22 protein-coding genes are annotated in these 21,849 nt (G+C 67.9%); 9 read left to right on the top strand and 13 right to left on the bottom strand.

Going from position 1 to position 21,849, the window contains the following annotated elements; all coding sequences use genetic code 11:
• Positions 1-33: 33 nt before the first annotated feature.
• From LC041_RS02405 to LC041_RS02390, 4 genes are all read left to right on the top strand, one after another.
• A complete protein-coding gene (locus LC041_RS02405) occupies positions 34-462 on the top strand; it encodes a hypothetical protein (RefSeq protein ID WP_226531380.1) in 429 nt (142 codons plus the stop codon).
• A gap of 73 nt (positions 463-535) precedes the next feature.
• Positions 536-1,186 carry a DsbA family protein gene (locus tag LC041_RS02400; protein WP_226531379.1) on the top strand — a complete coding sequence of 217 codons (651 nt, stop codon included), beginning with the start codon at positions 536-538 and terminating at the stop codon, positions 1,184-1,186.
• A gap of 93 nt (positions 1,187-1,279) precedes the next feature.
• Positions 1,280-2,086, top strand: a complete 807-nt coding sequence (locus tag LC041_RS02395; protein ID WP_226531378.1) for a tyrosine-protein phosphatase — start codon at positions 1,280-1,282, stop codon at positions 2,084-2,086.
• A gap of 41 nt (positions 2,087-2,127) precedes the next feature.
• Positions 2,128-4,206 (top strand): bifunctional lysylphosphatidylglycerol flippase/synthetase MprF, encoded by a 2,079-nt coding sequence (locus LC041_RS02390; protein ID WP_226531377.1) that lies wholly within the window; start codon positions 2,128-2,130, stop codon positions 4,204-4,206.
• 25 nt (positions 4,207-4,231) lie between these two features.
• Here LC041_RS02390 and LC041_RS02385 read toward each other — a convergent pair whose 3' ends face one another.
• The 3 genes from LC041_RS02385 to LC041_RS02375 all read right to left on the bottom strand — a co-directional run bounded on the left by LC041_RS02385 (position 4,232) and on the right by LC041_RS02375 (position 6,560).
• Positions 4,232-5,479 carry an RNA polymerase sigma factor gene (locus LC041_RS02385; RefSeq protein WP_226531376.1) on the bottom strand — a complete coding sequence of 416 codons (1,248 nt, stop codon included), beginning with the start codon at positions 5,477-5,479 and terminating at the stop codon, positions 4,232-4,234.
• Positions 5,476-5,844, bottom strand: coding sequence for a YciI family protein (locus LC041_RS02380; protein WP_226531375.1), 369 nt, complete (start codon positions 5,842-5,844; stop codon positions 5,476-5,478). Before LC041_RS02380 ends, LC041_RS02385 begins: the two co-directional genes overlap by 4 nt.
• Before the next feature lie 62 nt (positions 5,845-5,906).
• A complete protein-coding gene (locus LC041_RS02375) occupies positions 5,907-6,560 on the bottom strand; it encodes a DUF998 domain-containing protein (protein ID WP_226531374.1) in 654 nt (217 codons plus the stop codon).
• Positions 6,561-6,745: 185 nt separating this feature from the next.
• On the opposite strand from LC041_RS02375, the gene LC041_RS02370 reads away from it, so the two are divergent.
• The 5 genes from LC041_RS02370 (at position 6,746) to dacB (ending at position 12,789) form a co-directional block, all read left to right on the top strand.
• Positions 6,746-7,222, top strand: a complete 477-nt coding sequence (locus LC041_RS02370) for a hypothetical protein (RefSeq protein ID WP_226531373.1) — start codon at positions 6,746-6,748, stop codon at positions 7,220-7,222.
• Positions 7,223-7,385: 163 nt separating this feature from the next.
• Complete coding sequence (locus tag LC041_RS17285) at positions 7,386-9,134, top strand: sensor histidine kinase (protein ID WP_226531372.1); 1,749 nt, start codon at positions 7,386-7,388, stop codon at positions 9,132-9,134.
• Positions 9,122-9,787: a response regulator transcription factor gene (locus LC041_RS02360; RefSeq protein WP_226531371.1), complete on the top strand. Its 666-nt coding sequence runs from the start codon at positions 9,122-9,124 to the stop codon at positions 9,785-9,787. Before LC041_RS17285 ends, LC041_RS02360 begins: the two co-directional genes overlap by 13 nt.
• Positions 9,788-9,955: 168 nt before the next feature.
• Positions 9,956-11,215: a serine hydrolase domain-containing protein gene (locus LC041_RS02355; protein WP_226531370.1), complete on the top strand. Its 1,260-nt coding sequence runs from the start codon at positions 9,956-9,958 to the stop codon at positions 11,213-11,215.
• A complete protein-coding gene (gene dacB / locus LC041_RS02350; RefSeq protein WP_226531369.1) occupies positions 11,212-12,789 on the top strand; it encodes a D-alanyl-D-alanine carboxypeptidase/D-alanyl-D-alanine endopeptidase in 1,578 nt (525 codons plus the stop codon). The genes LC041_RS02355 and dacB overlap by 4 nt, the downstream gene beginning before the upstream one ends.
• Before the next feature lie 33 nt (positions 12,790-12,822).
• Here the strand turns inward: dacB and LC041_RS02345 are convergent, their stop codons facing one another.
• From LC041_RS02345 to LC041_RS02300, 10 genes are all read right to left on the bottom strand, one after another.
• Complete coding sequence (locus LC041_RS02345) at positions 12,823-13,230, bottom strand: hypothetical protein (protein WP_226531368.1); 408 nt, start codon at positions 13,228-13,230, stop codon at positions 12,823-12,825.
• A complete protein-coding gene (locus tag LC041_RS02340) occupies positions 13,215-13,823 on the bottom strand; it encodes a TIGR00341 family protein (protein WP_226531367.1) in 609 nt (202 codons plus the stop codon). The genes LC041_RS02345 and LC041_RS02340 overlap by 16 nt, the downstream gene beginning before the upstream one ends.
• A gap of 375 nt (positions 13,824-14,198) precedes the next feature.
• Positions 14,199-14,651 carry a hypothetical protein gene (locus tag LC041_RS02335; protein WP_226531366.1) on the bottom strand — a complete coding sequence of 151 codons (453 nt, stop codon included), beginning with the start codon at positions 14,649-14,651 and terminating at the stop codon, positions 14,199-14,201.
• Between the two features lie 122 nt (positions 14,652-14,773).
• The gene (locus LC041_RS02330; protein ID WP_226531365.1) at positions 14,774-15,940 is read right to left on the bottom strand and encodes a helix-turn-helix domain-containing protein; all 1,167 of its coding nucleotides are present in this window, start codon (positions 15,938-15,940) and stop codon (positions 14,774-14,776) included.
• Complete coding sequence (locus LC041_RS02325) at positions 15,933-16,559, bottom strand: hypothetical protein (protein ID WP_226531364.1); 627 nt, start codon at positions 16,557-16,559, stop codon at positions 15,933-15,935. Before LC041_RS02325 ends, LC041_RS02330 begins: the two co-directional genes overlap by 8 nt.
• Positions 16,560-16,643: 84 nt before the next feature.
• Complete coding sequence (locus tag LC041_RS02320; protein ID WP_226531363.1) at positions 16,644-16,961, bottom strand: hypothetical protein; 318 nt, start codon at positions 16,959-16,961, stop codon at positions 16,644-16,646.
• Positions 16,961-19,696 carry a phage tail tape measure protein gene (locus tag LC041_RS02315; protein WP_226531362.1) on the bottom strand — a complete coding sequence of 912 codons (2,736 nt, stop codon included), beginning with the start codon at positions 19,694-19,696 and terminating at the stop codon, positions 16,961-16,963. The genes LC041_RS02320 and LC041_RS02315 overlap by 1 nt, the downstream gene beginning before the upstream one ends.
• A gap of 528 nt (positions 19,697-20,224) precedes the next feature.
• On the bottom strand, positions 20,225-21,187 hold the full coding sequence (locus LC041_RS02310; RefSeq protein WP_226531361.1) for a hypothetical protein: 963 nt from the start codon (positions 21,185-21,187) through the stop codon (positions 20,225-20,227).
• Complete coding sequence (locus tag LC041_RS02305) at positions 21,184-21,600, bottom strand: helix-turn-helix domain-containing protein (protein WP_226531360.1); 417 nt, start codon at positions 21,598-21,600, stop codon at positions 21,184-21,186. Before LC041_RS02305 ends, LC041_RS02310 begins: the two co-directional genes overlap by 4 nt.
• Entirely contained in the window at positions 21,593-21,808 is a 216-nt protein-coding gene (locus LC041_RS02300; RefSeq protein ID WP_226531359.1) for a hypothetical protein, read from the bottom strand. Before LC041_RS02300 ends, LC041_RS02305 begins: the two co-directional genes overlap by 8 nt.
• Between the last annotated feature and the right edge of the window lie 41 nt (positions 21,809-21,849).

The raw sequence follows: 21,849 nt of genomic DNA, 5'->3' as shown, positions 1-21,849 counted from the left end.
GGGCAGAGGCGTCGTTGCTAGACTGCGCGGGAAATGCTGCCCTCATCGCCGGATCGGATGCCGCGAGCACGGGCCGAGCGGACGATGATCGCGCGCGTGGTCCTCGCGGTCGGCCTGGCGCTCCTGCTCGTCGTGGGTGCGTGGTCGACGTCGCGCGGCTCCGCCGAGGTGCATTCCACGCTCTGCCTCGCCTCCGGCATCGCGGCCCCGACCGGCGCGGACTCCGGCGCCGCCACAGCCGACGGCGAGACCGCCGTCGACGTCCTCACCTCCGACGCGGGGATCTGCCTGGTCGTCGCGCTCTGCGCCGTCGCACTGGTGCTGCTGTTCCTGCGTCTGCGTGGTCGCGGAACCCGGCTGCTCGTCTCGTGCGTTCCGCGCGCGACCGCGCCGATGCGGGCCGGGCCGCATCCCGTCGTCCCTGCGCTCTCACTCGTACAGCTCTCCGTCTCCCGCACCTGAACCCCGACGCGTGCATACGGCCGCCCTCCGCGCGGCACCCCCATCCCGTCGTACCCGTGTGTCTGGAGACCCCATGAAGAACTCTGTCAAAGCGACCCTGATCGCCATCGCCGTCGCCGTCGTCCTGCTGATCGTCGCCCTCGTGTTCGCTCTCACCCAGCGCGCAGCCCCCACGCCGCCGGAGGGCGCGGAGCAGCAGACTGTCCGCACCGACTCGCACGTGCTGGACGACGGGGGCGAAGGAGCCGTCACCGTGGTCGAGTTCCTCGACTTCGAGTGCGAGGCCTGCGGGGCGTTCTACCCCGTCGTCGAGGAGCTCCGGGAGAGGTACGACGGGGAGATCACCTACGTGGTCCGCTACTTCCCGCTCCCGGGTCACATCAACTCCATGCAGGCCGCGCTCGCCGCCGAGGCCGCAGCGCAGCAGGACCGTTTCGAGGACATGTACCACCGACTGTTCGAGACGCAGGCGCAGTGGGGAGAGCAGGGCGAGGAGACCCCCGAGGTGTTCCGCGCCTTCGCCGAGGAGCTCGGGCTCGACATGGCCGCCTACGACGCGACGATCGCAGACCCCGCGACAGCCGAGCGCGTGCAGGCGGACAAGAGCGACGGTGAGAAGCTCGGCGTGACCGGAACCCCGACCTTCTTCGTCGACGGCGAGAAGGTCGTGCTGCAGACCTGGGACGACCTGGAGCAGGCGATCGAGAAGGCGGTGAAGGGCTGAGCCTCGCGCCCTCCGCGGCACCTCCGCGGAGGGCGGACCGGACACGAACCCCGATACGCTGAAACCAGCTTCAGGGAGAGGGCCCGGACGACGATGGAACTGACTTCGCTTCTGCAGGGGACGCACAACGCTCGGGAGCTCTCCGGGTTGCCGATCTCGGGAGGCGGGACCATCGCGTCCGGGCTCCTCTTCCGCGCCGACGCTCTGGGCGCACTGACCGACGACGGACTGCAGGCTCTGACGGATCTCGGTATCGGCACCGTGATCGATCTGCGCACGGATGCCGAACGTTCCCGTGCCGCGGACCGCCTCCCCGCGGACGGCAGCGTGAGCCTGCTGCCCGTGCCCGTGCAGGGCGGTGCCATGGATCAGATGGTGAAGAATCTCCTCCCCTCGGCCGGCAGCAGGAGCCTGTCGGTGACCCAGGTCGCCCAGATCCTGAAGCAGGTGCCGACTCTGGAGGAGCTGTACCTCGCGATCCTGGCCGACAGCACCGCGCAGTTCGCGACCGTGGCGCGCACGGTGCTCGCCGCCTCGCGCACCCCTCGACCCGGCGTTCTGTTCCACTGCACAGCGGGCAAGGATCGGACCGGCCTCGTCGCGGCGCTCCTGTTGTCCCTCGCCGGTGTGCCGCGCGCGGACATCGTCGACGACTACACGCAGACCGAGAAGAACCTCGCCCTCGGATTCGCGGAAGCGCTCACCGGGCTCATCACCTCGCTCGGCGTCCCCCTCACCCCCGGGCTCAAGACCTTGGCGACCGAATCACCGGCCTCGGCCATCGAGACGGCCCTGGACTGGATCGAGACGAACCACGGCGACGCCGCGGGCTATCTCCGCAGCGGCGGCATGGCGGACGAGGAAGTCACCGAGCTGCGGCGGGTGCTGCGCGGCGAGTAGTGCCGCCCCCGCGTCGCCGGTGCCGTCGCTACGCTGATCGCATGACTGAGGAGCGCTCCCCCTCGCGGCACCCGCTGACGGCGTTCGCGCGGCGGATCCCTGCGACGCTGACCATGGTGGTGCTGATCCTCGCGGTCGGGGTGATCTGGCGCGGGCTGTGGATGCCGTTCGAGGACAGCGACCTGTTCCCGACCGTCGCCTACGGATTGCCGAATCTCGCCGACGGCAGATGGTGGACGCCGCTGACGGGCACGTTCTTCGTGAACCAACCCTGGGTCTACGTGTTCACGATCGCCGGGTTCTGGGGCATGGCCTACCTGGAGTTCCGGCGCGGGACGCGCGTCGCCATCGCGTACTACGCGATCGGTCAGCTGTTCGCGATCAACGCCGCCGCCCTCGTGCTCCTCGTGCTCTCCGCCTTCCCCTGGGCCTGGGCCGCTACGCAGGCGCAGGCGCTCGACGTCGGCGCCTCCGGTGGCACGATGGCCTGCATCGCCGCGGCGGTCGGGCTGTTCCGCCCGCCATGGCGGGTGCGCGGGTGGCTCATCCTGCTCGGCTTCGTGTTCATCGCGATGCTGTTCTGGGGCAAGCTCGCCGACCTCGAACATCTGCTCGCGGTGCTGCTGATCCTCGTCGTCGACCGTACCCTGCGCGTGCGTCACACGACCGTCCGCGAACAGAGGCTGGTCGCCGTGATAGCGATCCTCGTGCTCGGTGCGGTCGAGATCATCACCACTCTCGTTCCGACCGACGGTCCGTTCGGTCCGACCGAGCCCGCCTCGGGCGGCTTCATCGACCTCGCCATCGACCTGGTGGTGATCCTGGTGCTCGTGAACGGCCTGCGTCGGGGCCGGCGCTGGACGTGGGTGCTCGCCCTGCTGCTCGGGATCTTCAACGTCGCCACGGCCGCTCTCGTACTGACGCTGATCACCGTCTTCAGCCAGGCCCAGCTCGACGTCCGCTGGGACGGCGAGACCGAGCTCGCCCTCGCGAACGGCTTCCTCTGGGTGATCATGCTGGTGTACCTGATCTGGGTACGCCATGCCTTCCACGCCCGTCGGAAGTCGAAGCTCGGAATCCAGCCCTCCCCCACGCCAGACGACATGAAGCGCGAGCTGCGCACGCACGGCGGCGGGACTCTCTCCTGGATGACGACCTGGGACGGCAACGACTACGCCCGCGTGCCCGGCGGCGTCGTCGCCTACCAACGGCGCAACGGCGTCGCGCTCGCGCTCGCCGACCCGATCGGACCCGAGGATGCCCGGGTCGAGGCCGTGCAGGAGTTCATCCGCACGGCGGAACTGGCCGGTCTCGTCCCGTGCTTCTTCAGCGCGGACGAGGCCACCCGCGCCGCGGTCCCCTCGACCTGGCGGAGCATCGTCGTGGCGGACGACACGATCGTCGATCTGCCGGGACTCGAGTTCACGGGGAAGCGATGGAACTCCGTGCGCACCTCGCTCAACAAAGCCGGGCGCGAGGACATGACCTTCCGGATGACCCATCTCAAGGCGGAGTCGTGGGGTGTGCAGCAGCAGCTGCGGGCGATCTCGGAAGCATGGGTCGGCGACAAGGATCTGCCGGAGATGCGCTTCACCCTCGGCACGCTCGATGAGGCCGAGGACCCCGAGGTGCGGCTCGCCATCGCCCTCGCCCCGAACGGCGACGTCGACGGCTTCCTCTCCTGGCTGCCCGTGTACGGCCACGAAGGCGAGGTACGCGGCTGGACCCTCGACCTGATGCGCCGCCGCGAGGGCGGGTTCGGCCCGGTGATGGAGTTCCTGATCGGCTCCTCCGCCCGGCAGTTCTCCGACGAGGGCGCACAGATCATGTCACTGTCCGGCGCCCCGCTCGCCCATGACTATCCCCCGGATGCCGGGGTGATCGCGGCGCTGAGCGACCGCCTCGCCGAAGCTCTGGAACCGGTGTACGGCTTCGGTTCACTGCATCGGTTCAAGCAGAAGTTCCACCCCCGCTACGAGACCATGTACCTGCTCTTCCGCGACGAGAGCGACCTCACCCGTATCGGCGGCGCCCTCACCAGGGCCTTCCTGCCGGATGCGACGCTGCGTCAGTTCGCCGGCGCGGGGCTCGAACTCGTCCGCGGCGGCGGGAGGGATTGACCTCGACCGACCGGCCGACGGCCGTTCACCCCCGGGCGCGCTCCTCGAGGTAGCGCCTCTCGACCTCGTTCGTGGAGTGCGCGGCGGCCTCCGCGAAGCCGACCCGCGCCGCGGCGTGCTCACCGACGTCGGCGAGCAGGTGCGCCCGCACGATCCGTGCTCTGGTGGCCGTCAGCGGGTCGGACGACAGCGCGTGCTTCCGGTCGAGCTCGTCGAGCAGGGCCAGCCCGCGGCGAGCGCCGAACGCGCGGGACACGGCGACCACACGACTGAGCCGGACGACGCCGGTCGGTTCGAGCCGTTCGAGCCAGAGGTAGAGCGCGGCGATCTGCGGCCAATCCGTGTCGGCTGCGGTGAGGGCGTTCACATGGACCGCGCTGATCGCCGCTTGGAGCTGGAAGGGACCGACCCGACCGCGAGCCCACACGGCCTCGATCAGTCGCGATCCCTCGTCGATGAGCGTGCGATCCCACGCCGCCCGATCCTGCTCGTCGAGCACGACCAGGACGTCGTCGATCTGCCTGGCCTCGCGTCGCGCCTCGGTCAGCAGCATGAAGGCGAGGAGCCCCTGTGCCTCGGGATGGTCATCACGCGCCGCCACGAGCATGCGCGCCAGACGGATGGCCTCGGTCGTCAAGTCGATGCGGACGAGCGCGGGCCCCGCCGTCGCCGTGTAGCCCTCGTTGAAGATGAGGTAGATGACGCGCTCGACCGCGGTGAGGCGGGCATCGAGGTCGTCGACACCGGCCAACTCGAATCGCGCACCTGCTCTGCGCAGTGTCTGTTTCGCCCGGCTGATCCGCGTGGCCATGGTCGCTTCCGGCACTCCATAGGCGTGAGCGATCTCCGCGGTCGTCAGCCCCCCGACCGCACGCAGGGTGAGCGCGATCCGCGAGGGCTCGCTCAGCGCGGGATGGCAGCACAGCACGAGCAGTTCCAGGCTGTCGTCGCGTGCCACGGGCGCGAGAGCCTGTCCTGCGACGTCGCTGCGGCGCGGGTCCGACGCCAGCCACTCGTACTCCCGACGCCGATCCGCGTCCTCCGCACGCAGCAGATCGATCAGCTTGCGGTATCCGACACGGATCAGCCATCCCCGCGGCTCCGCGGGGATGGCGTCGGCCTGCCACGCCGCGTGCGCCGCCAGCAACGCCTCCTGCGTCGCGTCTTCCGCCAGATCGAAACGTCCGAATCGACGGACCAGGGCACCGAGGACCTGCGGCGCCTCCCGCCGAAGGATCTCCTCGATGCGCCGGCGGCCGGTCGGCGAGGTCACGCGAAGTCGTCACCCATGATCGGCCGGATCTCCATCGGCTCCCCGAGCACCGACACCATCTCGGCGACGATCTCGCGCGCCCGCTCGATGCCCGCGCACTCGATGATGGCGAAACTCGCCAGCACCTCCTTGAGCTCGGCGAACGGACCGTCCGTTGCGACGGCACCGGAGGCTGTCGGACGCACGGTGGTCGTCACGGCGGGATGCCCCAGCCCCTCGCTGAGGACGAACTCGCCCGAGGCGCGCAACGACTCCTCGAAGCGTTGATACGCGGCGAAGGCGTCCAGCGCCTCCTGGCTCGGGGTATCCGCCGTCTCGGCGTCCCAGGCGGCGGCAGGCGTGTAGCTGAGCAGCAGGAACTTCACTGTTCTCCTCCGGGGTCTCAAGTCATCCGATGATGTCCGATGCGTCTCTCCCACCGTACGGGTCATGCCGATCGCCGCAAGCGAAGCGCCATCACGCTCACCCATCCGAAGGCCACGGCGCCGGTGATCGCGATCTGGATGCTGGACTCGGTGGGCGACATCGGCATGAGGAGCACGAGAGCGACAGCCCCGTGACCGATCGCCGCTGCCACCCGACGTGCGCGGATCTCGCGGATCAGGAGCGTGATGGCCGCACCGGCGAGCGCGAGAAACGACAGCGCTGCGGCGGAGGTGTGCACGATCGAATGCCACGACATCGTGACGACCCCCTCCGGAGCGCCGACGGGGAAGCCGTTCTGCGGATCCATCGGGAAGAGCCCGGCGAGGAGGAACGCGGTGCCGAACACGCCGACGAAGATCGGTACCAGGCGAAGTCCGATGCCCTCAGGGCGCACCCGCCGGTAGGCGATGGCGAACGCGATCCCGCCGAGGCCGGCGACGGCGAAGGTGAGCATCTGCACCCAGCCGAGTGAGCCCGTCGCCAGTTGGCTCAGGGGGTGGATACGGATGTCGAAGCCCTCCCTGGCGGTCGCCTGGATGGTGGACGACAGGTAGAACACAGGACCGGCGAGAGCGGCGAACAGAAGGAGCCGTCGCGTCGACGATCGTCGCTGCGGACGGATGTGCTCCGCAGCGAGCGCGGAATGAATGGTCATGGCGGTTTCCTCTCCGATGCCCCGGGGTGGTGCATCTGAAGACACCACGGTGCCGACCCGCGGTTCTCGACATCACCGCCGAGAAACTCCTCTCCCCTGCCGTGTCGTGTCGAGATTCCGGCGACGGCTCCGTCGTGTCCTGTGAGCGCGGCATCCGCCGGGCCGAATTCGAACAGGAGAGCATCATGACGGACCAGACGCAGACCGACGCCACACAGTTCGGCGACGAGGGGAACTGGGGCGAGCAGCCCCAACCCGATCCCCGCCTGCGGGCCCTCGACCGGCTCGTCGGCGAGTGGGTCGTCGACGGCGGCGCCCCCGGCACAGTGCGCTACGAGTGGATGCCCGGCGGGTACTTCCTCCTCCAGCACGTCGACCTCGAGCAGTTCGGGCAGAAGATCACCGGATTCGAGGTGATCGGCAACCTGCACCCGTTCGGGGAACCCGTCGGCGAGGAGGTGGTCTCCCGCTTCTACGACTCGCTCGGCAACACCCTCGACTACGTCTACGAGCTCGAGGGCGACACGCTCACGATCTGGGGCGGGGTCAAGGGCAGCCCGGCGTACTTCCGCGGCACGTTCTCGGAGGACGACCGGGTCATGGCCGGCGAGTGGGTGTACCCCGGTGGCGGCGGCTACCCCTCGACGATGACCAGGAAGTGAGCACAGGCGTTCCCGTCGCACTTTCGACGGCTGTCAGGCCGTCTTGCGCGCGAAAGCGCGACGGGAACGCCGGAGGGGCTGGCCGCCGTCCGGTTGCTCTGCGTCAGCCCGTCCGCCAGTGTGGAAGCACACCGCCCCGCTCCTCCCAGACGAGAGACTCTTCGTGTCAACCCCCGTCTCGCCTCTCACCCGCCCCGCACAGCGACGCCTGCAGGGCGGCCCCACCGGGTCGCTCGAACTCGCCCTGATGGTCATCGCCGTCTTCGCGGCCGTGCTCGGGATCATCGTGATCGCCGTCGGCTCCGAGCAGAGCGGTGAGCCGTTCGCCGTGTCGGCATTCGTCGCACTCGCCTGGATCTGGGCGGGCACGGGGATCTGCGCGTGGTGGCGGCGGCCGACCAACGGCATCGGCGGCCTGCTCCTGATCGGCTCCCTTTCGATCTTCCTCATGAGCTGCGGGGTTCTCGGCCCTCCCGCGATGAACTGGCTCAACGCGATCTTCGCGACGACGCCGCTCGGCGTGGCGATCCATCTGCTGCTCGCGTTCCCTTCCGGGCGCGTCCGTGGCCGCGTCTCGGTGACCGCGGTCGTGCTCGGCTACGCGACCTGCCTCGTCTTCGACACGGCGCGCGCGCTCACGACCGGCACCGCGGCGTTCGAACTGCTGTCCTTCGCGCAGAGCCTGCTGGGCGTCACTGCCATGGGCATGACCGCGATCGTGCTCGTGCAGCGCTTGCGGTCAGCGGATTCGACGCATCGGCGGCTACTGCTTCCTCTCTACGCGTACGGACTCCTCGCGGTGGTCTGCCTGCCGCTCCTCCCGAACGTCCTGCTGCCGATGGGAATCGACTTCGACATCGTCATCTCCCTGCAGTGCGTGCTGCTCGCCGGGCTGCCGATCGCGTTCCTCTTCGGGGTCCTCCGCGGCGGTTTCGCACGCACGGCTCCTCTCGAGGCACTGAGCGAATGGCTCGCGATCCGAGGGGCGAGCCGGCCGGCCGTCGCGCGGGCACTGGCGACGACGGTCGGAGATGACACGCTGCGGGTCTCCTATTGGGATTCCGCGAAAGGACAGTACGTCGACGAACGCGGTGAGACGGTGCTCCGTGACGTGCGCCTCTCGGACCGCGACCGCGCCTGGCTTCAGGTGAGAGTGGATGACGACGTGGTCGGGGCGGTCGACTACGACGCCCGGGTGATCGCCGAGCCCGGTCCGGTGCGTCGCGCCGCCGAAGTCCTCGCCATCGCCCTCGATCGCGAGCGCCTGACCACGCAGCTCCTCGTCAGCAACGAAGCCCTCAGCCGGTCGCGGGTGCGCCTGGTCGAAGCCGCCGATCGGGAGCGCTCGCGCATCGCGCGCGACCTGCACGATGGCTTGCAGGTGCAGCTCGTCCTCCTCGCCATCGAGGCCCAGACCATCGCGAACGCGGCCGGCGGATCCGCTGTGACCGGTGACATCGAGAAGCTGCGTGAGGGCATCGACCTCGCCGCCGCCGACCTACGTCGCCTCGTCCACGACGTGCTGCCGGCCGCCCTGCTCGAGCGAGGACTGGTCGCCGCGACCGAGGATCTCGTGGATCGCCTCGCCGTGCCTGCGGTGCTCGTCGCGGACATCGACGAGACGATGATCTCGACGTCGACCGCCCACACGGCCTACTTCATCGTGGCCGAGGCGTTGTCGAACACCGTCAAGCACGCCGAAGCGTCCCGGGTGCACGTGACCGTGGGCCAGAGCGAGGGACGGATGACGCTCGAGGTGGAGGACGACGGGGTGGGCGGTGCACAGATCGGCGGAGGCGTGGGGTTGCGCGGGCTCGCCGACCGGGTGGACGCGCTCAGCGGCACCATCTCGATCCGCTCGGAGCCGGAGCGTGGGACCAACGTCCGGGTGGAGCTGCCATGCGCGTCGTGATCGGTGAGGACGAAGTGCTGCTGCGCGAGGGCATCGCCCACATCCTCGCGAACGACGGCTTCGAGGTGCTGGCGTCGACCGGTGATGCGGTGGCCCTCGAGCGAGAGGTCGAGCGGCACCGACCCGACCTCGTGATCACCGACATCCGGATGCCACCGACCCACACCGACGAGGGGCTGCTCTCCGCTCTGAGGATCCGTCAGGCGCACCCGGGCATCGGCGTCGTCGTGGTCTCGCAGCACGTGCAGCGGCGCTACGCCATCGAGTTGCTCGAGGGCGGTGCGGGCGGTTTCGGGTATCTCCTCAAGCAGCGGATCGCCGACGTTCGCACGTTCACGGCGGACCTCCGTCGCGTCGCCGCCGGTGGCACCGCCCTCGACCCCGAGGTGGTCTCGGTACTCGTGGCGCGGGCGAGTCGCGGCACATCGGCTGTGGCGCAGCTCACCCCGCGCCAAGTCGAGGTGCTCGAGTTGATGGCACAAGGGCGAAGCAACGCGGCGATCGCCGTGCAGCTCGTGTTGAGCGAGAAAGCCGTCGTGCAGCACACCTCGAGGATCTACGACGCTCTCGGTCTGCCGGTCGACGCGGACGATCATCGTCGTGTCCTCGCGGTCATCCGCCACCTCCAAGCGGACAACCCGCCCGTGCCCTGAGACGCAGCGCCAGGGAGCCCGGGCTCAGTCTCGACGGCGCGATCCCCGATGGCCATAGACCTGAGTCGCCAGTCCCGAAGCGACCGAGGTCCATTGCCGTCTCCGGCGAAGTGGGCGAGTGTGGCTGGAGTGGGCCACCGCCCTCCGTGACCCAGGCTGGGAGAACCCATGATGCGCCGCCGTCGACTGCCGCTCACGTCTGCGCGCACGCGCGCGCGACACCCACGCGCCCACGCGCGAGGTGCTCGCGCACGGGTCGCCACCGGGCTCGCCGCGGTCGGAATCTTCGCCGTCCTGCTGTCGGGGTGCAGTGGGACGCCGACGCCGACGCCGAGCACAGGCAGCGATTCGGAGAAGAACTCCAGCGCGCTCCGTCCGGCGGCGCCCGAGGGAGAACTGCCCGCCGACCTTCAGACGGAGCTGCAGCGGATCGTCGAGCAGGCGATGGTCGAGTACGCGGTCCCTGGTGCCGCCGTCGGAGTGTGGATTCCGGGCGAGGGCTCCTGGATCTCGGCCTCCGGTCTCGCCGACATCGAGGGCGATGTCCCGGTGTCACTCGACATGACCTGGCCCCTGCGCAGCGTCACCAAGTCGTACACCGTGACCCTCATCCTCCAGCTCGTGGACGCGGGCGAGGTCAGTCTCGACGACACGATCGACCGATACGTCGACGGCATCACGAACGGTGACCGCATCACGCTCCGCCAACTCGCCGACATGTCCAGCGGCAACGCGGACTACACGTCGACCGAGGGCTTCGGCGCGGCCTACAGTGCCGACGAGTCGACGCTCTTCACCCTCGACCAGCTCAACGGATTCGTGGTCGACCAGCCTCCCCGGTTCGCGCCGGGCACACAGCGGATCTACACGAACGCGAACACCAACCTCCTCGGTGCCATCGTCGAGCAGGTCACGGGACAGTCGTTCGGAGAGGCACTGGACGAACGGATCCTCCAGCCGCTCGGGCAGAGCGGTACGCACTACATCCTGGACGCCGCGAACTGGACCGAACACCCGCTGGGCTACGCGATGCTGGAGGGCGAGCAGGTCGTGCAGAACGACAACCTGTCGATCTACGGACCGGCCGGGTCGATGGTGTCCACGCTCGACGATGCCCTCGTCTGGGCCCAAGCGCTCGGCTCCGGCCTCCTCGTCGAGCCCTCCACCCAGGCAGAGCGCCAAGACGGGGCGCCCCTCGACGAGGGACCTCCCTACGACCGGTACGCCGTGGGGGTGGGCGAGACGAACGGGTGGTGGGGCCACAACGGGGAAGGTCTGGGCTTCACGGCGGCGGTGTTCCACGACCCGGAGACGAGCGCGAGCATCGCGGTGTTCATGAACGAGTCCAACGTGATCCCGAAGGCGCACCCGGCCGACCAGACGTTCCGCCGGATCGCCGACCTCCTCGCCGGACGGAGTACAGAATGAACGCGGTCTTCCTCCGACGCGGAACCACGGTCGCGGCCGTGTCGGCGCTGGTCCTCACCGGCGCGACCGCGTGCACCACGGAAGAGTCCGCAGTCCCCTGGGCCGTCGACGGCCTTCCGGAGGCGGCGCTGGACGTGATGAACCAGGACCGGTATGAGCACGCCACCTGGTCGATCGCCGTGCACGATCTCGAGAGCGGAGAAGTGCTCATCGATCTCGGCGCCGACCGGATGGTCGAGCCCGGGTCCTTTGCCAAGACGTACAGCGCCGGGGCCGCCTGGCTCGAATGGGGCCCCGACCACACCATCATCACCCCCGTCAAGCGCACCGGTGAGGTCACAGATGGCGTCCTCGACGGCGATCTCGTGCTCGTGGGGATGGGCGATCTCACGATGGGCGGACGCACGAAGGCCGACGGAAGCGTGGACTTCACGAACCTCGACCACAACGACGCGAACTTTCTCCCCGGCTCGAGCCTCACTCCACAGGACCCGCTCGCCGGGCTGGCTGATCTCGCCGCGCAGGTGAAGGCGTCGGGCATCGATGCGGTCGGCGGTGACGTCGTGGTGGACGACCGTCTCTTCTCGGGCACGCTCGGCGGCCAAGCGGTGACCCCGACCATCATCAACCAGAACCTGGTCGACGTGATGGTGCAGCCGACGGAGCCCGGCGAGCCGGCCGGCACGACGCTGACGCCCGCTGTCTCGCCGTGGGTCGTCTCGTCGAGCGTCGAGACCGTCGAGCCCGGGGGGACGACCGACGTCAGGATCGAGGATTCCTCGCACGACGGCGAGGTCGTCCTGTCGGGCACGATCGCCGCCGACAGCGAACCGCAACTCAAGGTCTACGCGTTCGATGACCCCGCCACTTTCGCACGTACAGCGTTCATCGAAGCGCTCGGGCGCGCCGACGTGGCGGTGGCCGCCGACCCTCTCGTCACGAACCCTGGGACGGAACTCGCAGGTCGCGCGGAGGTCGACAGCATGCCGACGGTCGCGGAGCTGGAGTCGCTCCCCCTCGCAGAGGAGGTCACGTACGTCATGAAGATCAGCTACAACCGCGGTGCGCAGACGCTCATCTGCCGACTCGCCGTGGAGCGCGGCGACTCGGAGTGCGACGCGGGCATGCCGATCTCCGGCGAGATCTGGAAGGACGCCGGGCTCGACATCACCGGCGCATCCCTCATCGACGGGTCGGGGCTCGAAGGGAACTACGTGACCCCCGCGAACGCCCTGCAGATCCAGACGCTGATGGCCCAGCGCCCCGATGCCGAGCGGTGGAAGGCCACGATGCCGGTGCTCGGCGTCGATGGCTCGCTCGCGATGGTCGAGGCCGACAGCCCCGCGGCCGGCAAGGTGTTCGCGAAGACCGGCACCCTCCTCAGCTGGGACGCGTTCAACCAGCGCTTCCGGCTCGCCACGAAGACGCTCGGCGGGGTCATGGAGACAGCGTCCGGACGCGACCTCGCCTTCACGATCATCGTCACCCAGGGGTTCTTCGATGACCCGGACGGCATCCTCGATGCGAACGACGACGTCGGTGCCGTGACGGCGATCATCCAACAGGCCTTCTGATCTCTCGCGGTCGTTCCCGCCGGAAGGGGACGCTCACTGCACGACCAGCTCGGTCCCCTGGCCGACATCGACGACGACCCCGATGTACGAAGGCACCGTCTTCGCGATCTCCTCCCTCAGCTCGTCGAGCGGCGGCGTCGAGCCGTCCGGGGTGGTGAGTGAGACGGTCGCCGTCAGTCCGCTCCATTGCACGGCACCGTGGATGCGTCCGTCGCTCTCGCCGCCGAGCCAGTCGGCCGTCACGTTCCGGATGGCGACCGACCAGCGTGCGACCGCGATCGAGGCGATCGAGTTCGCCGTCAGCGGGAGAGCGATGATCAGGGCGAGCGTCGCCACGATCGCATAGGCCCGGCGTCGATCGGCGGTGGGCGAGGATCCCGGGTCGCGCGCGTAGCCCGCCACCGTGAACACGATGCTGCCCGCGATCACCAGCGCGAACACTTCGAGAGGAAGAGGACGAGGGCACCGAGTGCCTCCGGCCACTGCCCCTGCCCCGCGCACACGCCGACCACGCCGAGCGGCGGTACGAGGGAGATCGCGATCGCGACTCCCGGCATCACCGCGCTCAGGTCTTTGCGGCACATCGCGAACCCGCCGGCGAACCCGGTCGCCAGCGCGGCCATCAGATCCATCAGGCTCGGCGAGGTGCGTCCGATCACTTGCGAGTTGGTGGCCAGGCTCTCCGGAGTCGCGACGAAGAGGGCGAACACGAGCCCGAGCGCGACGACGATGAAGACGCCACTGAGGACCCACAGGATCGAGGAGAGGACCCTCCGGAGATGGCCGGTGACGATCCCCCAGGCGATGCCGAGGATCGGCGTGCCCAGGGGGGCGATGATCATCGCCCCGATCACCGTCGCCGTCGAGTCGGTCAGCACCCCGGCGATCGCGATCACGCCGGAGAGCGAGAGCATGATGAGGAATCCGGTCCGTTTGCTGAGGGCGTCCCCGGCGCCCAGGTTCAGCGCATCATCCAGCGCCTCGGCCGACAATCGCTGCGACGGGGGGATCAAGGTCTGCGTCAGTCGCGACATGCCGCGGACCCCGTCTCCGCGCCTCGTGTTCTCGTCATGAGCGAACGGTAGGCAGGCCGCCGCCTGCGCGCAAGTGCCCATCGCCCGCGCGGGAGGAGGCGGGGCGGACGAGCGCGAGTGGACGCGACGGCGGGAGTCGAACCCTACGCGCACCCGCATGACGCCGTGGAGTCCGCCCCTTGCCCCGTTTTGTAGGGCTACTTTCGGTTACATGACTCACGCCGAACACGAGATAATTACGGCCTTTGTTGTCACAGTGTTGTCACCAGGCCTCGCGAGGAAGCGCCGTGTCGCTCCACGCCGTTCAGGCCCACCGATCACGGCAACGGCGAGCTCATGCGCGCTACGTCGGCAGCTGCTCCGACGAGAGACCCGCTAGTCCGCTGCGAGCCTCAGACCTTCGCTTGCGATCGCCTCCAGCCGGCGCTGCGTATAGGGCAGGTACCCGGTTCCCTGATCACGATCGTCATCTGCTGCGACGGTACCGAAGTATGGGCGGGCAGCCTCATAGCCGGGGCTTTGCAGTCGTCGGAAAACGTCTACGAATGCATCAAGATCTATCGGCACACGACGCGGCTCCGGCGCGAACACCGGCCCCTTAGAGAGGAGGCCGAGAAGCATCGCTTGACCATCGGGACCGAGCACTTCGCGGAGGCCGGCGCTGAGCTTGTCGTGGGTCGGGTCGAGCTCCCGATCGCATCTCCCCATGTGGACGATGGAGAAACCCGAGACGAGTTCTCCGTAGGTCCAGGTGAAAAGGCCCTCGCCGGGATCTGCGATCTCCTGCCCGCAAGCGTCACAGATCCAAGGTCCCACTGCATCCCTCATATGCGCTCCCTGTGACTGCGAACAACGGAGACGCCCCGGCCCGGCCGTTCAGTCGGGTTCTTATTTCAAACCTGGGCCGGGGTAGGCGTCTCCGCTGTCACTCTACACGCGCATTCGGTCGGTCACATGCGCAGACGCTCTGTGCTGCTGCCCTTAGCGCGGGCGCTCCGGAAGTCGATATGAGTCACGTTGTCGCGTGGTGACTCCGGGGCCCCGAGGGCGTCAGGGGCGAGGGATCGCAGGATGGCCGGCGGGAGTCCGAGGTCGGCAACGATCTTCCCGTCCGCAAAGGGACTTGGACCGTACTTCATCTCGATCAGCTTGCGCATGAGCTTCGGGGCTTCATGTGGGACGTGGACCGGTTCGTTCTTCCGCCACCCACGGGCTGAGATCTGTCGGAACAGCGCCTGTGCGCGATCCGAGGAGATTAGACCGAGCTGGCGTCCGCGCATGGCGAGCGCCTGCATTGACATGCCCCACTTGGCTTTGAGCTGCGCGAGGTTCTTGAGTGTCATAGCTTCTTCGAACGCGCTAGCGATCGCTCGCTCGGGTGCGAGTAGGGCACCGGCGAAGAGGTTTGCTTCGCGTTCCTTCACGTCAGGATCAACCCACGGGCGGAAGGTGTGCAGCACCATGTGCCCAGCCTCGTGCGCAGCAGTGAAGCGGTCACGGTCACCGGACGAGCCCGGGAACAGCGAGACAACTGCCGTCTCGCCCACGCCCAGCCAGAATGATGCGCCGAAGTGCTGCGACTTCCCCTCTCCGTACAGTGGCTCATCTTCGCTGGGCAGGACGAGGGGGCAAACCACGATGCCACGACGCTCCATCGTGCGGACGAGGTGGTTGATGGGAGAGGTGCTGTCCAAGGCCCAGAGGGCGCGCACCTCTTGGGCGATCTCTTCGATTCGGTCCACGGCGAGCTCAGTGTCACTGTCGTCGACGACGGGGAGTGACGGCCGAGGGTAGCGGGACCCATCGAGCAGCTGCTCGGAGATACGGAATGCTTCCTTGAACAGTTGCCGAGCCTGCTCTGTGTCCCTGCTCTTCGCGGTCTTCATGCGTCGGAACTCCGGCGCTGCCCCCGGGCCTGCCTGAGGGCGAAAATCGAAAAACGTGGAGGGGAGGCCGAGCGCGGCCGCGATGGCACCGATCTGTTCGGGAGAAGCGGAGCGATCCCCACGCTCGAGCATGGAGATCAGGGGCTGCTGCAGGTTGGAGGCGGCCGCGAGATTGGCCTGGGTGACGTTCATGAGCACTCGACCATCACGGATGCGCGTGCTGTCAGCCATTTTCGACCTCGCCCTCCTCTTCTGCCTCCTGGCCGAAGTACTCGAGTTCTTCGTCTCGCTGCTCAAACTTCATGTCCGCGAAGGACACTCCGCGCTCGAGGTAGACGTTGAGATCGAGCGGCGCGTTGCGGTTGAGGCGAACGGAACCAAGGGTGTGCACGAGCCGAAGCTTGAACTCTTCCCCCTGTCGCTCCCATAGGAGCAGAAAGTTGTGAGCGGCGATCAGCACGTCCGGATCTGCCTGGAGGAGAGAGTTGCTGTAGTAGCTCACACGAGCAGGGTTGCGACCGCTCGGCGGCACGACCTCGGGAGCCCAGGTATGGAGCACCCTTATCGTGTGCGCGCCATTAGCGAGCCGCACAGGACAGTTCGGGCCGGAGTTCTTCACCAGCTGCCAGCCGCCCATCGAGCCGTCGTCGAGTGTCTCGAGCTCACGGTGCACGAGCGCTCGGGCGACATGCGTGCGTGTGCTGCTGTAGTTCTCGATCGAAGCGAGGGGACCATCGACGCCGAAAGCCGTGTCGAGGGCTGGCGCTGCGACGTCGAGGGCATCAAAGACGGCGTCGCTGGCGGGCTGCACTGACTCCAGCAGCTGGGTGATCTCTTCGGATGTGCTCACGTCCGTTATATTATCACTTGATCTAGCACAATTCATAGCCAGCATGTCTGAACACCTGGGCTCGAAAGAGCCCCCGTTCGCGTGTCACCCGCTCTTGGCTTGGATGATGCCGGCGAGGGAGCGTGTGGCGTGAGCGATCGCGCCGAGGGTGCCGGTGATCTTGATCGTCTCGGGCGGGGTGGCTTCGTTGACGAGATACACCGCCACACGTGTCAGCGCCTCCTGGGCGATGAGGATGACGTAGTCGATTGAGCTGGTTGTCTCATAGGCCTTGGCCACGACCGCGAGCGCTGCGCTCTTGTTGCCGTCGACGACGTGCGCGGAGAGGGTGAGCACCTGGTCATGGAGCTCGGCGTCGTCGACGGCGAAGATGTCGCCGCCGGGTGTCGTGAATGATCCCATCAGTCACCCACTCCCTCATGGAGACCGCTGACGGCCACCGCTCGTCGCACCTGCTTGTTCATCTCGCCAACGATCAGCTCCGGGTCGATCCCGTAGATGTCGCCGAACGAGTACTGGTTGCCCACCGCACTCCTCCCCGCCGGTGAAGCAGCCGGGAGAGCATGAGATGCCGGCGCAGGCTGGAAGGCGCCGATGCGTCGGCCGATGCCCTCCCACACGTCGAGAGAGTGATCCCGGTACGCGGGGTTCTCTGTGATGTATGCCTCGGACCAGCCGGCCTCCGCGATGCGGTGAATCCCACCGTTGACCGGGCTGTAGATCCCGGGGAGCATCGCCCCCGATGCGAACGACGTGACCTTCTTCCCCTTGTCGAAGAGGTTGCCGGTCGCGCTATTCGTGACGTCGAACCGGCCGACCTGGAGGGCGGCGCCGTCTGCTTGCACGCGAATTCGGATGGTCTGGCCGTTGTTGAGGGTGACGAACCGGTTGATCTTGTTCTGGGCTTCGTCGACGCCGAGCAACTGCACCACGGTGGGGATGTTGCCGGGGATGAGGCCGAGGGCGTCGGCGTAGGCGTCTGCTGCGGCGCCGGTGATGCCGAACTGGGCGAGCATCTCGATGAGGCGCTGGCGTCCGGTAGCCATGACACCATTGGCGGCTTCCTGGCTACCGGTCTGCTCGAGCGTGGCAGCCGCGGCTTCGAGGGTCTTGCGGGCGATCCCGTCGAGGGCGGATTCGTTGGCGCGGCCTGCAGCGGTCGTGATGTCGAGGGACGTGCCGTTCCGTGCGACGGACTCGGTGAGGTCGGCGTATGCGGCCTCGAGGTCGCGGGCCGCGGAGCGAGCGTCGAGCTCGGTTGAGCCGAATCCGCGGATTGCGTCGGCGAGCTCGTTGATTCCCGTTGTGGCGACGCCGGCGCCGCCCTCGAGCTTGCGGAGCGCGGTGTCGTGTTCGGCGGCCGCTGCGGCGGCCGTCTTGTCAGCCTCGCTCTTCTGTTGGGCGACCTTGCGGGCTTCGTCGAGTGCACCGATCTCCCCTTCGAGGCTCTCGGTGAGGAGCTCAGCGGCGCGGGAGGCCCGTACGTCGGCGTCGCTCTGGCTGATCATGGCTTTCGAGCCGCGGGCGAGGCCGGCTTGGACGGCACTGTAGACCTTGGTGAGTGCTTCGGCGTTGCCGAGCACGGCGTCGGTGACGGTATCGACGCCGAGGCCGAGCTCTGCGGCCGCGTCGGCCGCAGAGCCTCGAGAGATCCACAAGAAGGACTTCTCGGCGGTGAGGTTCTCGGCGGCAAGGTCGCGAGTGGCTCGGGTGACCTTCTGGGTACCTCGTTCGAGGGTGTCGGCGTAGGAGCGTGCCCGGGCTTCGGCTTCGGCGTGGGCGGAGGCGACAGCGCCGATAACGGCCAAGCCAATACCGAGGGCGGCCGTGGCCAGGCCTGCGGCGATGCTGATGCCGCTCATAGACATGTTGAGGGCCTTGACGCCCTCTCGGAAGTCGGCGATCTTCGGTACTGCGGTGAGGAATGCTCCGCCCATGAGTGCGACTGCGGTGGCAGCCAGGCCGAAGACGACGCCGGCTCCTTGTACCTCGTCGGGTAGCTCTCCGAAGAGGTCGACGGCGCCGGTCAGGGTCTGAACGAGTGCGCGGAGCACGTCGTTGGCTCCGGATCCGCCGGTGATGAGGGCGGTATCAAAGGCGCCGCCGAGTGCCTCCACATCTCCAGCGAGGTTGTCGAGGCGCATCGCGGCGGTTTCGGCGGCGTATCCCTGGTCATTGACCGCCTCCGTCCACTCACGGATGCCTGCCTCACCCTCGTCGTAGAGGACACTGGCAGCGCGGACTGCGTCAGAGCCGAAGATGGTGGCCATCGCGGCGTTGCGCTGCTCGGGCGTGAGCTTCTGCAGGGAGGTCCGGAGATTGCCTGCGAACTGAGCCAAGCCGACGAAGTTGCCGGAGGCGTCGTAAGCCGAGATCCCGAGCTCTTCCATCTTCTGTTTTGCCTCGTTCGACTGCGGGGTGAGGCGCTGCAGCATGCTCTTGAAGCTGGTACCGGCGTCGGATCCGAGGAGGCCCTGGGCTGCGAACGCGGCGAGGCCGGCGGTGGTTTCTTCGATCGAGAGGCCCGTTTGTTTCGCGACGAGGCCACCCTGAGCGAGTGCTTGAGAGAGTTGCGAGACGTCGCCCATCGCCTTCCCTGCGCCGGCCGCGAGGAGGTCGGCAACATGCGACATGTCGGCGCCTTCGAGATTGAACGTCTTGAGGGCGACGGCGGCGATGCCGGCGGCTTCCGCGACGTCGAGTCCACCTGCTGCGGCGAGATCGAGTGCGGCATCGAGTCCGCCCCCGAGGATGTCCGCGGTGGAGACGCCGGCGCGGGCGAGCTCTTCGATCGCGCCGGCCGCTTCGGTGGCGCTGTAGACGGTGCGGGCACCCGCTTCGAGAGCTGCGTCCCGGAGAAGGTCCATGTTGCCGGCGGTCTCATGGGTCGCGGCTTTCACGTACGACATCTGCTGGTCGAACTCGGCGAACTTGCTGACCGCGAGCCCGACACCGATCGCCATGGCAGTACCAACACCGAGGGCTGTGCGCCCAAGGGACTCGAAGCCCTGCCGTTGCGCGGCGAGCTTCTCCGCCTTCGACCCGGCTTCGTCGGTGGCCTTGCCGACTTCCCGCATCCCCTGCATGTAGCCCTGCGCCTGCAGGATCAGGCTTACCTTTACGCTTCTGTCAGTCAATCCTCTTCATGTCGATCCTGGGTTTCTGGGGCGGATAGGGGCGTCAGGTGGTTGAGGTACCGGTCAAGCGAGCTCGCCGGTTCCAATGGATCTTGCCGTGGCGTTCCGAGCAGCAAAGCTGCGTTTCCCGGTAGGGAACGAACAGGTTCGAGCACTCCTCGAGCGCACACAGTCGAGCGGTGAGTGGTTCGGCTCTGGCGCGGCCGCTTGCCACGAGACGACAGCGCCTGCTGCAGAAACGGGCGTTCGGATGATGGCCTGTGATGTCGCCGGCGCATGTCTTGCATGCCCGAGATTCCGGGCGAGCGCAAGTGTCGCACTCGCGACGAGGAGGCCCCGGAGAGTAGGGGGCAAGGTGGCCGCAGCGAGCAAGGCGAGGGGCCCCTGTGCGGCGTCCTCCGCGCCCGATAGGACCGGCAGCGGGAAAGTTTGAACCCTCGACGGACCCCAGCGCCCTCCCCGGCGGTACGGAGACGCCGCGGGGTTGGGGGTCTCCCCCCACCCCTTGACGCCCGCCGGTCGGCCGCATCAGACGTTCTTGAGCAACGAGGACGTGGCCGCTGCGGCCGCCGCTTCTGCTGTGGTGAGTCCGTCGAGTGCAGCCTGGTCGGCGGTGATGAATCGACCGCTGCGCCCTTCCTCCAGCTGTCCGAGGTCCTGAGCAGTCATGGAGTGCAGCGCGGCCCAGTTGTCCGTGATGAGTGCACGCACGTTGCCGGCGTTGTAGCGGACGATCGCGAGGTATTCGTCGGCGCGAGTCTCGGCCTTGTCGGCACCCATCGCCATCGGGTCGGACTGCACAAGAGCATCCTTGACCACGGTCTCGATCGACTCGCTGAAGTAGCGCTCCACACCTCGAACGCTCAAGTATGCGGGAAGCTCTTGCATGACAGCACCTCGCTCCCCGGGGCCGACAGCGTCCGCCACGATGCGCTCGATTGAACCGACGAGTTCGGTGTCGCTGAGGTTGTCGAGCTGCGGCTTGAGGCGACCCCAGGCTCGCTGTGCCTGCGTCTCGTACAGGAGCCGCTCTTCGACGCTGCCAGTGGGGCGGGCGAGGAGCTTGTCGACCTGGGTGGCGAGGACCTTGCTTGCCTTGTTGAGCTCTTCCTGCGCCGAGACGAGCACCCGATCGACAACGGCGACGGGCGCGGCGATGGTCGGTGGGTACAGGCGATCAAAGATCTCCTTGGTGTACTTGCCGTCGATGAAGTCCTGACGCGCCTGACGTGCGGCGGGATCTGACCAAGCGCCCTTGAGCGCGGTCAACATCTGAGCGTTGGCGATGACCAGGCGGGGCTTGAAGTTGATCGGCTGACGCAGCGGCCAGCGTTCGGCGATCTCCTGGCGGATCCCGGCAGAGAGTTCTTTGTCTCCGCGCTGCTCGGCGACGGCGAGGATCTCCATCGCGGTCTTCCGGTTGGTCGCGAGTGCGAGCTTCTCACGGGCCTCGCGGCGGGCGAGCTGGTTCGCGGCTTCGGTGAAGCTCATGTGTTCTCCTGTGCTGTGCTGCTGCTCGGCAGCGAGAGTGGGTCGATGTGCCAGCGGTCCTCGACCTTCCGGCCGAGGAGCTCGCCCGTGTCCAACAAACGAAGGACGTGGCGGGTGCTGACATGCAGCCGGTCGGCCGCCTGTCTGGTGGTGATGAATCTCAACCTTGTCCCGATGTCCGGGCTCGGACGCGAAACATGTCCGAGTCCGGACGTCACCTCGGCAGCGGCCGCTTTCGCTCGGAGCCCGGCAGTGCGGATGGCAATGAGGATCTCGACGAGCTGGTGGTCGCGGTCGCGGCGGGCCTGCGCGAGTGCCCGGTCGAGCTCGCCAACGGTCCAGACCTGTAGCGCGAGGTTCCCAGGGAGGATGAGGAGATCGTCGAAGAGGAAGTCTGCAGCTGGTCTAACCATCGCTCTCCGTCCCGGACACGATGCTCAGCGGCTCCGCCGCGGCGAGCGCGGTGGGTTGTGGTGGTTCGGTGAGGGGTGGGAGGCGTCGGGCGTCGGTGACGCCTTGGGCGCCGCAGATGACGCAGATGCGGTCGGTGGTGAGGACGCAGTGGCGGCCGCGTCGGCAGTTGAAGGGTGAGGGCTCTGTGATGGTGGGCTTGGTGGTCACGCGGTCGCTCCGAGGTTTGCGGGTGCGAGGGCGTCGATGAC

It is taken from the genome of Microbacterium paraoxydans, from assembly GCF_020524545.1.
Taxonomy (GTDB): domain Bacteria; phylum Actinomycetota; class Actinomycetes; order Actinomycetales; family Microbacteriaceae; genus Microbacterium; species Microbacterium paraoxydans_C.
Note: the sequence above shows the minus strand (reverse complement) of the source record. Positions and strands in the feature narration are given on the sequence as shown.